The following is a 16,768-nucleotide window of genomic DNA, read 5'->3' as shown; positions in this document are numbered from 1 at the left end:
AGAGAGACTGGACATGAAATCAATGGTACTGGGAATCCTGGCCCATGTGGATGCCGGGAAAACTACATTATCGGAAGCGCTTTTGTATCTGGCGGGAAGCATACGGAAAATGGGAAGGGTGGATAATAAGGACGCCTTTCTGGATACCTATGCCCTGGAGAGGGCCAGGGGCATCACTATTTTCTCAAAGCAGGCGGCCCTGACCTGGGAGGGCCGGCCCCTTACGCTGTTGGATACGCCGGGCCACGTGGATTTTTCCGCGGAAATGGAGCGGACGCTTCAGGTGCTGGATTATGCCATTCTGGTTATAAGCGGCGCGGACGGCGTACAGAGCCATACCATAACCCTGTGGCGGCTGCTGGCTAAATACAGGATACCGGTATTCCTCTTTGTCAATAAAATGGACCAGCCCGGCACGGACCGGGACCAGCGGATGAAGGAACTGCAGAAACGTCTGGATGACGGGTGTGTGGATTTCGCCGGGGCCGGCACAGAGGAATTCATGGAACACGCTGCCATGTGCGATGAGAATCTGCTGGAACATTATCTGGAAACAGGGGATGTGGAGGAAGAGGACATACGCCGCCTGATTCGGGAGCGCAGGCTGTTCCCGTGCTTCTTTGGTTCCGCCCTTAAGCTGACAGGGGTGGAGGAGCTGTTAAACGGAATCTGCAGGTGGGCCTGCCCACCGGAATATCCGGAGGAATTTGAAGCCAGGGTATACAAGATTTCCAGGGATGACCAGGGAAACCGTCTGACCCACCTTAAGATTACAGGAGGAAGCCTTAAGGTAAAGGAACTTATTTCCAACAGAAATATGGAAAAGCCGTCGGAGGTCTGGCAGGAAAAGGTAAACCAGATTCGGGTCTATTCCGGGGACCGGTACGAAGCAGTGCCTGAGGCAGAGGCAGGAACCATATGTGCTGTCTCCGGTCTTACCAGGACCTATCCGGGGCAGGGACTGGGGGCAGGGAAGGACTCCATGCTGCCGGTGCTGGAGCCGGTGCTGAATTACCGGGTACAGCTGCCTGAGGGCTGCGACGGGGCCGTGATGCTGCCAAAGTTCCGCCAGCTGGAGGAGGAAGACCCGATGCTGCGGGTGGTATGGAATGAGGAACTGAAAGAGATTTCCATGCAGCTTATGGGAGAAGTGCAGATAGAAGTGTTAAAGAGCCTGATTGAAGAGCGCTACGGCATTCAGGTTGAATTCGGCACAGGGAATATTGTGTATAAGGAAACCATTGCAGGCCCGGTGGAAGGGGTGGGGCATTTTGAGCCTCTGCGCCATTATGCGGAAGTCCACCTTCTGATGGAACCGGGAGAGAGAGGAAGCGGGCTTCAGTTTGAGACCAGATGCAGCGAGGATGACCTGGACAGGAACTGGCAGCGTCTGGTGCTTACCCATCTGGAGGAAAAGGTGCACCGGGGCGTCCTGACCGGGGCGCCAATAACGGATATGAAAATCACACTTGTGGCGGGCAGGGCCCATAATAAGCACACGGAAGGCGGGGATTTCAGGCAGGCCACTTACCGGGCCCTGCGCCAGGGGCTTATGGAGGCGTCCTGTATCCTGCTGGAACCGTGGTATTCCTTCCGGCTGGAGGTGCCAGAGGCATCCATCGGACGGGCCATGATTGATATCGAGAAGCGGTGCGGAACCTGCACCATCGAGGAAAACAGACAGGGACAGGCTGTTCTGGCGGGAAAAGCGCCGGTTGCAGCCATGCGGGGGTATCAGGCAGAGGTGATGTCCTACACCAGGGGACACGGTAGACTGGCATGTACGCTGAAAGGATATGAGCCGTGCCATAACAGCCAGGAGATAATTGACCAGACCGCCTATGATCCGGAGCGTGATGCAGACAATCCCACAGGTTCCGTGTTCTGCGCCCATGGGGCCGGATTTGTGGTTAGCTGGGACCAGGTGAAGGAGTATATGCATGTGGACAGCGGTCTGGTTATGGAATCCCCGGATGGGGAAGGAATGGAGGGCAAGGGAAATCCTCCTTCCTTCAGGAATCCGGGCAAATCCTCTGCCGGACAGGGAGAATCCGGGGAAATCTGGCTGGGTACGGATGAGATTGACGCCATACTGGAGCGCACTTTTTATTCCAACAGCCGGGATAAATCTGCGGCCCGCAGGGGGTATCCGGGAAAGAACCGGGGAAGCAGGCCTGCCGGCGGCTACAGCGCTCCGGTGACACGTACCTACGGACCCCCTGGGGAAGCGGCCCGCCAGAAAAAGGAAGCCAGGGAGGAATATCTTCTGGTGGATGGCTATAATATTATGTTTGCCTGGGAGGAGCTGCGGGAGCTGGCCCAGGACAATCTGGACGGCGCAAGGGGCCGGCTTATGGATTTGCTGTGCAACTATCAGGCCATACGCAAATGCTGTCTGATGGTGGTATTTGACGCCTACCGTGTGGCGGGCCATGCCACGGAGGTTTCTGCATACCACAATATCCAGGTGGTCTACACAAAGGAGGCCGAGACAGCAGACCAGTATATTGAAAAGTTTGCCCATGAAAATGCCCGCAGGTTTGATGTGTCCGTGGCAACCTCGGATGGAGTGGAGCAGGTCATTATCCTGGGCCAGGGATGCCGTCTTATATCGGCCAGGGAACTGAAGGAGGAGCTGGAGCGGGTAAACGGCATGCTGAGAGAGGAGTATCTGGAACAGCCGCAGCTGAAGCGGAACCGTCTGTATGATATACTTCCGGAGGAGGTAATGCGGCAGATGCGGGAAGCGGCCGCTGAGGACGGCCAGGACTGAATTCAAAGACACGCTTTGGCGCAGCAGCTATCCCCGGCAGGAAACAGGAACCGTGTTTTAGAAGCAAATTATGATAAAAAAGCAAAAAATGTATGGAATTCCACAAACCGGGACATACTACCAGCGTATAGCAAGCTGCATAAGTGGCTGGAGAACAGGCACGAAATGCTCATGACAAGGAGGTAGCATGCAATGGGAAATAAGGCATTGGATTATACCGCTCTTACAATCGCCCTGATTGGGGCTGTGAACTGGGGGCTGGTAGGATTCTTTAATTTCAACCTGGTTTCATGGATTTTCGGAACAGCTTCCTGGGTAACCAGGATCATCTATGCGCTGGTGGGTTTGTGTGGTCTGTATCTGATTACATTTTACTCACATTCGGGCAGAGAAGCATAAAAAGAAAGAGGCAGGGCTGTTTGGTCCTGCCTCTTCCTTTGTGCGCCTAATGCCTGTCTGATTTCCTTGTATGGGTTCCCTATATTTTCCGGCTTTCCTATTTTTTTCTTATATTGTCCTTGCATATCAGAGAAGGCGGACGGAATCGAGGACTCCATTGACCTGACAGAGCACAGCGAGACAGCGGGCATCTATGAAGCGGCTGAGAATAAGGTGGTCAAGTCCATCATACGCAGACAGACAACAGAGACAGACAGTGTATCCGGGGCAACCAATTCTTCCAGGGGAATCATGGAGGCTGTGTCAGATGCATTGAAACAGGCAGAATAAAAGAAAAAGGGAATACTTGTAAGTACTGTTTAAACAGCAGGACCTGTATGCAGATTCAACGCAGAACCAGGTCCTGTTTTTAAGGTTCTGTTTTTAGGCCCTGACGCTTTCGCCCTGTCATTTTTCATACATCCAGAATAGACAGCAGGCTGTCCAGCGTGTTATACTTAAGGTGAGGTATGTTTGGAACGTGGCGGCGTCTGTGTCTGCCAAGGGAGGACTGCCAAGGGAGGAACTTCTTTATGAATCGCAGACTATGTGTATATATATCGGCGGCTGTCATGGCCGCCCTTTTGGGGATTAGCGGATGCAGGGCCGGGGAAAGAAAAAAGGAAGACACAGGAAAGCCCACGGTGGTAGTGCTCTGGCATTCCTATAACGCAGTGGCCAAAAGCGCGTTTGATGATTTGGTTATGGAGTTTAACGAGACGGTTGGCATGGAGCAGGGAATCATAGTGGAGCCGGTTGGATACGGCTCCAGCAATGAACTGGACGATGTGCTGTACGCATCGGCCAGCCATGTCATTGGCTCAGAACCGCTGCCGGATATATTTGCATCCTACCCGGACAGCGCCTACAGGCTGGACGGGATAGCTCCCCTGGTCCGTTTGGACGGCTATTTTTCGGAAGATGAACTGGACGCTTACCGGCCTGAGTTCCTGGCGGAAGGCGTCTGGGGAGGGGACGGCATGCACCGGATGGTTCCGGTGGCAAAATCCACGGAAATTCTTTATCTCAACGAGACGGACTGGGAGGCATTTGCCGGGGATACAGGCGCAGGCAAAGAGATGCTTAAGACCTGGGAGGGGCTGGCTCAGGCCGCGGGCATGTATTATGAATGGTCCGGCGGGAGTCCGTTCCTGGGCATGAATGCGTTCAATGATTTTGCCGCGCTGTCAGCCGCCCAGCTGGGGGAAGGCATCTGCCGGACCCAGGACGGGCCTGAATTCAATTATTCCAGGGAGACTGCCAGGCGGGTATGGGATGCTTACTATGTACCTCATATAAAGGGCTGGTATGAGAGCAGGACCTATAACCAGGACGGCATAAAAAGCGGGCGTTTGATGGCTTATATCGGTTCCTCGGCTGGCGCCGGTTTCTTCCCCCAGGTGGTGATTGAGGATGAGAAGCAGTCCCATCCGATTTCCTGCGGGAGCTATGCCTATCCTGTTTTTCAGGGCGGTACGCCTTATATGGGGCAGAGAGGGGCAAATATGGCGGTATTTGCTTCGGATGAGAGCCACCAGCAGGCATCGGTCCGGTTCCTTAAATGGTTCACGCAGCCGGAGCAGAATATACGTTTTGCCGTGGCTACAGGATATCTGCCTGTGCAGAAAAAGGCGCTGGAATCCGTATCGGACCTGGTAGCCCAGGTGGAAAGCCAGGACAATGCCCAGGCAGTGGAGCAGAGCATCCGGGCCTCCCTTAAAGCGCTGGAAAACCACAATGTCTATGTCCGGGAAACCTTCCTGGGCTCCTATGATATGGACCAGATATTTTCTGTGTCTCTGGAGAACCGGATAAACACGGATTTGGAAACCCTGAGGCGGCGGATGGAAAAGGGAGAGAGCAGGGAGTCTGTGGAACGGGAGCTGCTGGACGACGGGCATTTTGACAGTTGGTATGAAACACTTCTAAAGGAAATGGCTGGTAAGACAGATGGACAGAAAATTCAGAAGTAAATCCATAGCGTTCAAGCTGACGATAGCGTTTGTGGTATCCATGGTGCTGCAGAGTGTCCTTCTGGTGTCCTTCATGGTGGCAGGGGGAGTCATGGAACAGGCAGAGGCCAACCAATACCGTATATTTGCGGAAAAGGTAAAGGGACGCAGGAATAATCTGGAAAACCAGATGAAGAATGTCTGGACTAATTTCAGCCATCATACGGACAACATAAGCCGGTATTTTGACAGTCCGGACGGGATGGAGTATCAGGGACAGCCGGACCGTATCCTGGAGGCGCTGGCGCCGGAGGTGCTGGCTGCCCTGTATGATACAAAGACCACGGGCGCGTTCCTGATTCTGCCGGATGAGGGGGAGACGGACGGTTCCCTGGCTGCCCTATATTTCAGGAATAATAACCCGGACCGCAACAGCAGCCAGAATGAAAACCTGTATATGCTCATTGGCCCGTGGAATGTAGCTGAGAAGATGAAGATTGCCACCACGGCAAACTGGAATTTCCGGCTGGAGGTAAATGAGGAAAACCGTGATTTCTTCCGCAAACCCTGGGATGCAGCAGTGGAAAACGGCCGTTCCAAATGGCTGGGATACTGGAATCCTCCCTTTCAGGTCAATGAGGGGGATGAGGATGTAATTACCTATTCCGTGCCTCTGTTCGGTCAGGACGGCAGGGTGCGGGCTGTCTTTGGAGTGGAGATATCCGTAAGTTACCTGTACCGGTTCCTGCCTGCATCTGAACTCCAGACAGGGGATTCCTATGGTTATGTCATGGGATACCGGTCCGGGCAGGAGGATATGGAGGCAGCGGTTACCTATGGCGCTCTCCAGAAACAGCTGGTTGGCCGGAACGACAGGCTTGGCCTGGAACTTAAAGATAAGGAAAATTCCATATATAGCCTGCTGAACAGCGGAAGAACCGGGCAGGAGGACGGGCGGATAGCAGCCTGTGTGAACCAGATGGGGATGTACTACCATAATACCCCGTTTGAAGGAGAAGAGTGGTATCTGGTGGGCCTTATGGAGGAGCCGGTGCTTCTGCAGTTTCCCCGCAGGATTGGACAGATACTGGGGTATTCCCTGGTCCTTTCCCTGGCGGCAGGTCTTATAATAGCCGTGTTTACCAGCCAGTGGTTTGCCAGGCATGCAAAGCTCATTGAGCTGTCTGAACTGCCGGTGGGAGCCTTCGAGCTGTCAGGCCGGTCATCCAAGGTGCTTATGACCAGCCAGATTCCCAGGCTTTTAAGGCTTACAAAGGAGCAGGAGCGCCTGTTTTCCAGGGATAAGGACGAATTCATAGGGTACCTAAAGGGCCTTGTTCCTTACAGCGACGGAGGGCCCGGCGTGGTGAAGATGGATACCGGGGAAGGTTCCCGGTGGATTAAGATAACATGTAAGACAGCCGCCCATTCTGTGCGCTGCGTGGTAGAGGATGTGACGGATGAAATCCTTGAGACAAAGGCTCTGAAGGTGGAGCGCGACAGGGACGGACTTACAGGCGTGGGGAACCGTCTGGCCTATGAACATATGCTGCAGCACAAGAGAAGCCATCCGGAGGAGATACCGGGCAGCGGTTTTCTCATGTGCGACCTCAACGACCTGAAGGGGGTCAACGACCGCTTCGGTCATGACAAGGGAGACGAATACATCCGCAGGTCTGCCGGCATTATACGGGAAGCATTTCCCGGCGCGCCCCTGTTCCGTATTGGCGGGGATGAGTTTGTGGTTCAGCTGGACGGTATGGGACAGGAACAGGTGACACGGGGAATCCAGGCCATGGAGGCGGAGGTGAAGGCTTACAGCGCAGGAAATGTGTTTCCTGCGGGCATTGCGGCAGGCTATGCTTTCTTTGACTCGTGCAAGGATGTAAGCCTGGAGAGTACGCTGGCCAGGGCGGATTCTTACATGTACAGGAAGAAGCGTAAGATGAAGCCATAGATGAAGCGTATCAGAACAGTTTCATTATAGAACCAGAGGAAAAAAACGATTGGAGGCATATCATATGAATTGGGCAATTTTGGCAACCGGTACCATCGCGGCAAAGTTCGCTGACACAGTAAATGGAATGAAGGGTGAGGACCGCCTGGCGGCCTGCGGGTCCCGTTCCGTGGAAAAGGCAGAGGCATTCGGAAAAAAATACGGGATTTCCAGGGCATATGGTTCCTATGAGGAACTTCTCAGGGACCCTGAGGTGGATGCGGTCTATGTGGCTACTCCCAACAACATGCACTATGAAAACTGTATGGCATGCCTTGAAGCGGGAAAGCATGTGTTATGTGAAAAACCATTTACCACCAATGTAAAGGATGGGGAGCGGCTGTTTGCCGCAGCAGAGGAAAAGGGGCTGTTTATCATGGAAGCGTTCTGGATCCGCCATCTTCCGGCCCTGAAAAAGATGCAGGAGCTGATACGGGAAGGAGTCATAGGCCAGGTGGGCTTTGCCAGATGCGATTACGGCTTTGTGGCCGGAGGAGCAAGAAAGGCGCGCAAGTTTGATTCCGGTCTGGGCGGAGGCGCGCTTCTGGATGTGGGAATCTATAACCTGGGATTCCTGCGCATGGTCATGGGAGATGTGCCGCCGGAACATTTTACATCAGAGCACCATCTGAATGAATTCGGCACCGATGATTACAGTACGATTCTTCTGCGCTATCCGGGAGGCGCCAGGGCGGCGGCCACCGCCTCCATCGGCATGGATATGCCAAGGGAAGCAGCCGTGTTCGGCTCCGGGGGCTCCATTTACCTGCCGGATTACCAGAAGGCTGAACGGCTGGTCATCCGGCCCATGAAAGGGGAGGAATATGTCCTGGATTTTCCCTTTGAGGTAAATGGATTTGAATATCAGATACAGGAGGTGAACCGGTGCGTCCGTCTGGGCATGTCGTCCAGCGATGTGCTTAAGAAGGAGGATACCCTGGACATCCTTGGTCTGATGGATGATATCAGGGCTTCCTGGGGACTTGTGTTTGATTGTGAAAAATAATGGTTTTCGGAAATTATTTCCGGCCCCGAACTGCAAAACAGAGAAAATACTTTGTTTTGTAAGGTTTTGGGGCCGTTTTATTTGATGAAAATGAAGGAATAATTAAAAAAATTGATGCAATTCTTACCATTTACACAAAATATGTGGAAATTTTTTCTGAAGAATGTTATAATTGCGGAGATAAGATACAAGCCGCCCTGTTTCGGCAGGGTAGGCTTGTATCTCGCGTAGGAGCCAAAATATTTGGTTTTTATGCGGTTAATACGAAAGGAGCGATAGATACATGAAAGATGAAAATGGCTTTAAACCATTTATACCGGCCCACAAGGTGGTTCCGGAGGTCACCGCGGTTTCCGTGGTTCTGGGTATCCTGCTGGCCGTTCTCTTTGGCGCCGCCAATGCATATCTGGGCCTTCGCGTCGGTATGACCGTGTCCGCATCCATACCTGCGGCCGTTATCTCCATGGGCGTTATCCGGGTAATCCTCAGAAGGGATTCCATTCTGGAAAACAACATGGTGCAGACCATTGGCTCTGCAGGTGAGTCTGTGGCAGCAGGCGCCATCTTTACCCTGCCCGCCCTGTTTATGTGGATGAGCGAGTGGGGGGAGGGAGCGCCTTCCCTGGTGGAGATTGCATTGATTGCGCTGTGCGGAGGGGTTTTGGGCGTCCTGTTCATGATTCCGCTGCGTCAGGCACTGATTGTCAAGGAGCATGGCGTGCTTCCCTATCCGGAGGGCCAGGCATGCGCCGAGGTACTGATTGCAGGAGAGCAGGGCGGTTCCAAGGCCGGCGTAGTATTTGCCGGAATGGGAATTGCAGCCTTGTATAAGTTTGTGGCCGACGGCCTGAAGCTGTTTCCCAGCGATGTGGACTATGATATCCGCAAATATGGCGGAGGCGTGGGTATTTCCGTTCTTCCGGCCCTGGCCGGAGTAGGCTACATCTGCGGTTCTAAGATTTCTTCCTATATGTTTTCGGGAGGCATCATATCATGGCTGATTCTGATGCCCATTATCAAGCTGTTCGGAAGCGGGCTTACAGCGCCCTTTGCCCCGTCTGACGTGCTGGTTAGCGAGATGAGCAGCCAGGCTATGTGGGGCTCTTATATCCGCTACATCGGCGCCGGCGCCGTTGCGGCGGCAGGCATCATAAGCCTGGTTAAGTCCCTTCCCATGATTGTAAATACCTTCCGGGATGCCATGCGTGACTTAAAGGGCGGACGCCAGGTTTCCACCCTGCGTACGGATAAGGACATCCCCATGAATGTGGTGCTTATAGGCGTACTCATTGCCGTGGTAATCATATGGCTGGTTCCGGCGGTTCCTGTGAATTTTGTGGGTGCGCTGCTGATTGCCGTGTTCGGTTTCCTGTTTGCAGCCGTGTCCTCACGTCTGGTGGGACTGGTTGGTTCCTCCAACAATCCGGTTTCCGGTATGGCCATTGCCACGCTGCTGGTGTCTGCACTGGTGCTCAAGGCCGTGTCCGGCGCTACCCATGAGAGCATGATGGGTGTTATCTCCATCGGTGGTGTTATCTGCGTCATTGCAGCCATTGCAGGAGATACCTCCCAGGATTTAAAGACCGGCTATCTGGTAGGCTCCACGCCTAAGAACCAGCAGATGGGCGAGCTGATTGGCGTGGTTTCCTCTGCCATTGCAATCGGAGGCGTGCTTTACCTTCTGAACCAGGCATGGGGCTACGGGTCGGCAGAGCTTCCGGCTCCCCAGGCCATGATTATGAAGACCGTGGTGGAGGGCGTTATGGACGGCAACCTTCCATGGAACATGATTCTGGCAGGCGCGGCCATTGCAGTTGTCATTGAAATCCTTGGGATTCCGGTAATGCCGGTAGCGGTAGGTTTATACCTGCCCCTCAGGACCACTGCTGCCATCATGGTGGGAGGACTGATTCGCCACTGGTATGAAAAGCGTAAATATACCAGGGAAGAGGATAAGAAAGAGGCCATTGACCGGGGGGTGCTCTATACATCAGGCATGATTGCGGGAGAGGGCCTGGTAGGAATCCTTCTGGCCGTATTTGCCATTATCCCGTTTGCAAGTACAAGGGGCGCGAATCTGGGTGATTTCGTTAACCTGTCCGCTATGGAAAACGGATTCGGTGCTTTCCTTGTGAGTCCGGCTGCGAAGATTGTATCTCTCATTGTATTTGCGCTGCTGATGCTTACCATGTGCAAGTTTACCATCTGGCATAAGGATAACAGGAAATAAGCGGTGCGGTGTTATTTTCCCGTGCATGGGGCCGGGTATTACGGAGCGCGTCTGAAAATTGTTTTTTTTGCCGCGCTCCGGCTCCCTCTGCATGTTTGTAAAAGAGGAAAATGAAAGGAAGGTTTGCATTGGGCTTCAGTAAGAGAAAAGACCAGAACTATCTGGAAAAGGTACCGGTCAGAAACCCGGAGTTTGCATGGAAAGAGGATGACCAGGGTATGGTGACCGTGGATATGGTGCACAAGGGAATCTTTGACAGGCTGGCCCAGAAGCTGTGGGTCACGCCCAAAGTGAGCCATGTGAAGCTGGACCGGTTCGGAAGCTTTGTCTGGAAACAGATGGACGGGAGCAGGAATATCATTGACATCGGAGCGCTGGTCAGGGAAGAATTCGGTGAACAGGCCGAGCCTCTGTATGAACGGCTGGCTAAATTTGTGAAGATGTTGAGGGACAACCGGTTTGTGATATTCAGTAAATAGACAAAAAGAAAATGCACGGCGGACGGCCTTATTCTGAAAAGGCTGTCCGCCGTGTTTGATAATAAATTTACCAATAGAAGTAAAAAATGTCTTTGCCAACAGGAGGTCTATCAGTTATGATAGAAAAAGAATGTGAATCGGGAGGTATTTATGAAACATTTGGAGCAATTCCATGAACTGAAATCCCTGACCAGGAAGCAGAAGTTTTTTCTGTTGTCGCTGCTCCCTGTTTATTTTATGGTCATTGGGCTGTTTTTGCAGCCAATCCAGGAAATCGGCCCGGGAATCGTGCGCCTGATAAAAGAACCGGATTTCCTGATAACGGATTATTTTGTTGTGGGCGGCGTGGGGGCTGCCCTCATCAATGCCGGCGCCCTGACACTTATGAGCATTGGCATTATCTACTTCATGGGCATGGACATGGACGGCCACACCATCACATCCAGCTGCCTGATGTTCGGGTTCTCGCTGTTCGGCAAGAACCTGCTTAACATATGGGCCATTCTGGCCGGTGTGTACCTGTACGCCCGGTACCACAAGACATCCATGCGCAGGTATATTTACATTGGCCTGTACGGCACCAGCCTGTCGCCAATCATTACCCAGATGATGCAGGTGGGCAACCTGCCGGTGGTGATGCGGATGGCCGTTGCCCTGGCCGTGGGGCTGATTATAGGCTTTGTGCTTCCGCCCCTTTCCACCCATGTGCATTTTGCCCACAAAGGATACTCCCTGTACAATGTGGGATTTGCCTCCGGCATCATAGCCACGGTCATCGTGTCGGTGCTTAAATCCTTTGGGGTGGAGATAGAATCCAGGCTTATCTGGTCCACAGGGAACAATGAGGTATTTGGAATCGTGCTGTCCGTGCTGTTTGGAGGCATGATTGTATGCGGGGTTGCGGTGAGGGGAAAGGGCATATGGGAATCCTACAAGAGAATTATCAAATCCTACGGCATCGGCGGAACCGATTATCTGAGAGATGAGGGCGGAGCCAGCACTGTGTTCAATATGGGGGTCAACGGGCTGTTCGCCACCTATTTCGTGCTGGCAGTGGGAGGCCAGCTGAACGGACCTACCATATGCGGCATTTTTACCATTGTCGGTTTTGGTGCCACGGGAAAACATCTTCGCAATATTGCACCGGTGATGATGGGAGTATATCTGGCCAGCTTCACCAAAACCTGGAATATTTATCAGCCGTCCCCCATGCTGGCCCTTTTGTTCTCCACCACCCTTGCGCCGGTGGCAGGGGAATTCGGCGTGGTGGCCGGAATCGTGGCAGGTTATCTGCATTCCTCCGTGGCCCTTAACGTGGGAATCGTGTATGGAGGCATGAACCTGTATAATAACGGTTATGCAGGGGGAATCGTGGCAATATTTATGGTTCCGGTCATCCAGTCCGTAATGGACAGACGGGCCAGGGCAAGAGGCGGATTGTCGCTGTAGGCAATGGTCATGGCAGGAGGACGAACTCCAGCAGAAACACCATGGCGCATGCGGCCAGGGATACCTTAAACAGGCTCTTTCCCTTCCAGGCCAAAAGGACAGCCACTGCCAGCGCTGCTGCGCCGGACCACACAGATGCAGTGGCGTGGAGTATGGCAGGAAAGGTCATGACGGACAGGGTGACATAGGGTACGTAATAAAGAAAGGACTTTATATATGCGTTCTTGATTTCCTTCTTAATCAGGGTCAGCGGAAGGAGACGAATCAGGTAGGTCACGCCTGCCATTACAAGGATGTACAGGTATACTTTAGGATTCATGTTCATTATCCTCCTTTACAGGGAACAGGATGGCTGCCGCACCGGCAATCAGGATGGTCAGCAGGATGATTTTAAAACCCGAGGACAGGCCGGACAGAATGGGTGCATGGGCAAACACAAGACTTAAGCCCATGGAGGCAAGGATGACGCCGGTGAGAATCCTGCTTGTCTTGGCAGGAGGAATCACCACGGCCAGGAACATTCCATACAGTGCCACGTTCAGGGCGCTTAAGAGCCGTGCCGGAAGCAGCTCGCCGGAAACAGCTCCCAGCAGTGTGCCAAGGGTCCAGCCGGGCACGGCAACGCAGATAAGCCCATAGCTGTAAAAGGGACTCAGCCAGCCCGGGCGGCATACGGATACGCCGAATATCTCGTCCGTAACCCCATAGGACATAAAGAAACGGTGGAAGAAGGGCGCATCCGGGTCCAGCTTCTGGGACAGGGAGCAGGACATAAGGCAGTAGCGCAGATTGATGATGAGCTGGGCCGCTGCCATTTCCATGAAGGGAGCCCCGGCCTGTATGATTCCCAGGGCTGCAAACTGTCCTGCGCTTGTCAGGTTTGTAAAGGACATAATAACGGACTGGAGGGTGGTAAGCCCGGCCCCCCTTGCCATGATTCCGAATGTAAAGGACACGGCCAGATATCCCAGCCCGATGGGAACCCCATCTTTCAGTCCGCAATGAAATTGATGTGAATTGTGCTTCATGATAACCTCTCAGAATGTGAATTGGGATAAGACACCCCTACCAATTATAGCAGGAAAATCCAGGTTGTAAATGCGGTTTTTAAGAAAGTCGGGGAAATCCCCGGCGCAGTCCGGTGTGCTGCCGGTCCTGTTACATTTGTGCGCCCTGATATCCCGGCAGTCCAATGCCGGTATGTACTGCCGGCTGTATACGGGAGGACTGGTACTGCGGACAGGGGAAGAGATGCCGGGAGAAGAAGGCCGCCAAACTGTTTCTCATGTATTGACTTTCCGTATGGGATACAGGTATAATTTCCTGTATTGGATTCTGCTTAACGGGAATCCTGGAAAAAGGAGGAAATTTATGAAGAAAAAATTAAGCCTGTTGCTGTGTGCGGCCCTGGCCGCCGCCCTGTCCGGCTGCGGCGGAACACAAAACAGTCCGGCGGGAACAGATGCCGGTACGGAAGCCTCGGCAGATGCCGGGTCTGATTCAGACAAGGGAGGGAAAATCCTTACCTATGCAGTGATGGAAGAACCGGAAACCCTGGACCCCACCATGAATAACTACAGTACGTCATCCACCTTTCTGCAGAATATGTTCTGCGGCCTGTTCCAGCTGGAGGCAGACGGAAGCCTGAGCAATGCCATGTGCGACACATACAAGGTAAGCGGTGACGGACTGACCTATACCTTTACATTGAAGGACGGTCTTAAATGGTCGGATGGAAGCGATTTGACGGCAGGGGATTTTGAATATTCCTGGAAACGCGTCCTGAATCCGGATACGGCTTCCCCCGCAGCATGGGAACTGCACTATCTGAAGGGCGGAGAAGAATATAACACCCAGGGAGGCTCTGCCCAGGATGTTGGGGTGAAGGCCCTGGACGATAAAACCCTGGAAGTGACCCTGAAGGCACCCACGCCGTATTTTCTCTATCTGACCGCGTCCAGCAACTTTTTCCCGGTAAAGCAGGATGTGGTGGAGGGAAAGGAGCCCTGGACCAAGTCCGCGGATACCTATGTGTGCAACGGTGCATTTACCCTGGAAAAGATAAATCCCCAGAGCAGCTATGTGCTGAAGAAAAACCCTAATTACTATGCTGCCGATTCCGTTAAACTGGACGGGGTGGAAATCGTTATCATCCAGTCTCCCGAGTCAGCCTTATCCGCATACAATGCAGGTGAGATTGATGCCATGGGCGATAACCTGGTGACCTCCCAGGCCATTGACCAGTATGGGAACACGGAAGAACTGAAAGGATATGACAAGATTGGAACAAGATATTATGATTTTAACTGTTCCAGGGAGTATCTGTCCAATCCGGATGTGAGAAGGGCCCTGGCCATGGCAATCGACCGCAGGACAATCTGCGAGTCCATTGTTCCGTCCAAACCGGAACCAGCCTACGGATTTGTACCTTATGGGATACCCTATGAAGGTTCCGCTGATGACTTCCGCACCGTATCTGGTGATTTGATTAAAGAGGATGTGGAGGCTGCAAAGCAGCTCATGGCAGATGCAGGATATCCCAACGGAGAGGGATTCCCAACCCTGACCTTTATTGTCACCAACACAAAAGAGAACAAGGACATTGCCCAGGTAATCCAGTCCATGTGGAAGGATAATCTTGGCGTACAGGCAGATATTGTTACCTTTGAGTCAAAGGTCTACTGGGATGAGCAGAAGGCCGGAAACTTTGATGTATGCTTTGACGGATGGACCGGTGACTACCTGGACCCGGACACAAACCTGAACTGTTTTACCCAGGCCCGGGCCTACAACCAGAACCGCTGGAGCGGGGACAATGCCATGAAATATGACAGCATGATAGAGGAATGCCGCAACCTGGCAGATAACAGCAGGCGTATGGAGATATTTAAGGAGGCAGAGGCCATTCTGATGGATGAGATGCCTATTATACCTCTGTATTATCTGAACGCCGTTGTCCTGGCAAAGCCGGATGTATCAGGTCTGGTGAAGAACGCAAACGGCCATACCCTGTTCAGGAATGCGGATAAGATTTAATATCTGTATTTATAACCTTATGAATTAAAATAGAGATTGGCAGCGCCGGTTATTCCCCTTCTTGAGAATGGAGGGAGGCCGGCGCTGTTTTTTATATGCTGAGATGGCAAGAGAAGAGGTGTCAAAAGCTGAGGTGTCAAAAGGCCGGGGATTATTGAAAACTGGTCCGTTATATGATATACTGAACCAATCAGATTGTTTCCAAGCAATCTATATAAGAGTCTTGCCCGGCGGGAAATCCGTTATTTTCTGCCCGGGACTGGCGTATCTGCCGGGAATTCCAATGGTGTCACATAAAATAAAAGGTCAGGGAGGGTTATGCCTATGGTAAAATGGCGCAGAGGGCGCATCATACGGTTCTTTAAGGAAGGTAAAAAGAAAGTGGATTTGCAGCTAAAGCAGCTGGCGGACAGCGGCAGGCCCCTGGACATCTGTCTGACCAATGATTTTGCTTTTAAGAAGACCTTCCGCAATAAAATTGCGCTGACAGGGCTTTTGAGCAGCCTGCTGGATATTCCTGAAAAGGAAATAATAAGTTTGGAATTTCCTGACACATTTCTGCACGGGGAATATGCACAAGACCGGGAAGGGATACTGGATGTCAAGGTACATCTGAATCATTCCAAAAAAATCAATATAGAAATTCAGGTTCTGTCCCATCCATATTGGGAGGAGCGAAGCCTGTTCTACCTCAGCCGTATGTATGCGGAAGATTTTTTAAAAGGCCAGAATTATGATGCCCTTGAGGAGTGTGTACATATAAGCATTCTGGGATTTCCGCTGAGCAGCACAACACATTTTTATTCAGTTATACGGCTCAGGGATGACAGAACAGGGAGAGTCTATAGTGACAAAATCAGTCTGCGTGTGCTATACTTAAATAAATTAGATTCCTGCAGTGAAGAAGAAAAGCAAACAGAGGTATACCACTGGGCAAAGCTTATATCCGCCCGTGACTGGGAGGTGCTTAAAGACATGGCAAAGAGAAACCGTTATATGAAGGAAGCAGTAGAGGAACTGGAACGCCTGAATGCTGACAAAGAACTGCGTTATCTGTACCTGCAGCGCCTGAAAGCAGCCAGCGATGAGGCTACGATGCGCAGCTATTATAAGAAACTGGCGCAGGAGGCGGTTCAGAATGGGATGTCCCAAGGACTGGAGCAGGGATTATTGCAGGGATTAGAGCAGGGACTATCGCAGGGATTAGAGCAGGGACTATCGCAGGGATTAGAGCAGGGACTGTCACAGGGCATCAAAGCCATGATAGAAGATAACCTGGAAGAGGGAAAAGACAAGGAAATCATTTTAAACAAGCTGGAGAAACGTTTTTCATTGTCGAAAGAAGATGCAGCAGCCTATTTTGATATGTATTCTAATATGAGTTAGGAAACAGAACCGGCCAAAAGCCG

The 16,768-nt window shown here is 52.3% G+C and carries 14 protein-coding genes; 12 read left to right on the top strand and 2 right to left on the bottom strand.

What is annotated here, in order from left to right; all coding sequences use genetic code 11:
* Positions 1–13 precede the first annotated feature (13 nt).
* The 9 genes from I2H39_RS03770 (at position 14) to I2H39_RS03730 (ending at position 12,323) form a co-directional block, all read left to right on the top strand.
* Positions 14–2,773 carry a translation factor GTPase family protein gene (locus tag I2H39_RS03770; RefSeq protein WP_330640966.1) on the top strand — a complete coding sequence of 920 codons (2,760 nt, stop codon included), beginning with the start codon at positions 14–16 and terminating at the stop codon, positions 2,771–2,773.
* Positions 2,774–2,965: 192 nt separating this feature from the next.
* The gene (locus I2H39_RS03765) at positions 2,966–3,172 is read left to right on the top strand and encodes a DUF378 domain-containing protein (protein ID WP_002564818.1); all 207 of its coding nucleotides are present in this window, start codon (positions 2,966–2,968) and stop codon (positions 3,170–3,172) included.
* A gap of 66 nt (positions 3,173–3,238) precedes the next feature.
* Positions 3,239–3,502: an FMN-binding protein gene (locus I2H39_RS03760; protein ID WP_227146192.1), complete on the top strand. Its 264-nt coding sequence runs from the start codon at positions 3,239–3,241 to the stop codon at positions 3,500–3,502.
* A 242-nt stretch (positions 3,503–3,744) separates the two neighbouring features.
* The gene (locus I2H39_RS03755; RefSeq protein ID WP_138305984.1) at positions 3,745–5,184 is read left to right on the top strand and encodes an extracellular solute-binding protein; all 1,440 of its coding nucleotides are present in this window, start codon (positions 3,745–3,747) and stop codon (positions 5,182–5,184) included.
* On the top strand, positions 5,162–7,120 hold the full coding sequence (locus I2H39_RS03750; protein WP_195625818.1) for a diguanylate cyclase: 1,959 nt from the start codon (positions 5,162–5,164) through the stop codon (positions 7,118–7,120). The genes I2H39_RS03755 and I2H39_RS03750 overlap by 23 nt, the downstream gene beginning before the upstream one ends.
* Before the next feature lie 64 nt (positions 7,121–7,184).
* Complete coding sequence (locus I2H39_RS03745) at positions 7,185–8,165, top strand: Gfo/Idh/MocA family oxidoreductase (protein ID WP_195625817.1); 981 nt, start codon at positions 7,185–7,187, stop codon at positions 8,163–8,165.
* A gap of 283 nt (positions 8,166–8,448) precedes the next feature.
* Entirely contained in the window at positions 8,449–10,395 is a 1,947-nt protein-coding gene (locus I2H39_RS03740) for an oligopeptide transporter, OPT family (RefSeq protein ID WP_138305987.1), read from the top strand.
* Between the two features lie 110 nt (positions 10,396–10,505).
* Positions 10,506–10,874, top strand: coding sequence for a PqqD family protein (locus I2H39_RS03735; RefSeq protein ID WP_195625816.1), 369 nt, complete (start codon positions 10,506–10,508; stop codon positions 10,872–10,874).
* A gap of 150 nt (positions 10,875–11,024) precedes the next feature.
* Positions 11,025–12,323, top strand: a complete 1,299-nt coding sequence (locus I2H39_RS03730) for a DUF1576 domain-containing protein (RefSeq protein WP_138305989.1) — start codon at positions 11,025–11,027, stop codon at positions 12,321–12,323.
* Between the two features lie 7 nt (positions 12,324–12,330).
* On the opposite strand, the gene I2H39_RS03725 is transcribed toward I2H39_RS03730, so the two are convergent.
* Positions 12,331–12,642, bottom strand: a complete 312-nt coding sequence (locus I2H39_RS03725; RefSeq protein WP_138305990.1) for an AzlD domain-containing protein — start codon at positions 12,640–12,642, stop codon at positions 12,331–12,333.
* On the bottom strand, positions 12,632–13,351 hold the full coding sequence (locus I2H39_RS03720; protein WP_195625815.1) for an AzlC family ABC transporter permease: 720 nt from the start codon (positions 13,349–13,351) through the stop codon (positions 12,632–12,634). Before I2H39_RS03720 ends, I2H39_RS03725 begins: the two co-directional genes overlap by 11 nt.
* Before the next feature lie 343 nt (positions 13,352–13,694).
* Here I2H39_RS03720 and I2H39_RS03715 point away from each other — a divergent pair, with 343 nt between their 5' ends.
* The 3 genes from I2H39_RS03715 (at position 13,695) to I2H39_RS03710 (ending at position 16,745) form a co-directional block, all read left to right on the top strand.
* Positions 13,695–15,359, top strand: coding sequence for a peptide ABC transporter substrate-binding protein (locus I2H39_RS03715; RefSeq protein WP_195625814.1), 1,665 nt, complete (start codon positions 13,695–13,697; stop codon positions 15,357–15,359).
* Positions 15,360–15,462: 103 nt separating this feature from the next.
* On the top strand, positions 15,463–15,690 hold the full coding sequence (locus I2H39_RS28785) for a hypothetical protein (RefSeq protein WP_207746750.1): 228 nt from the start codon (positions 15,463–15,465) through the stop codon (positions 15,688–15,690).
* Entirely contained in the window at positions 15,684–16,745 is a 1,062-nt protein-coding gene (locus I2H39_RS03710; protein WP_195625813.1) for an Rpn family recombination-promoting nuclease/putative transposase, read from the top strand. Before I2H39_RS28785 ends, I2H39_RS03710 begins: the two co-directional genes overlap by 7 nt.
* Positions 16,746–16,768: the final 23 nt, after the last annotated feature.

This window comes from Clostridium sp. 1001283B150225_161107_B6 (assembly GCF_015556325.1).
Lineage (GTDB): Bacteria > Bacillota > Clostridia > Lachnospirales > Lachnospiraceae > Enterocloster.
The sequence above is the reverse complement of the archived record's forward strand: the minus strand, read 5'-3'. Positions and strand labels throughout refer to the sequence as shown.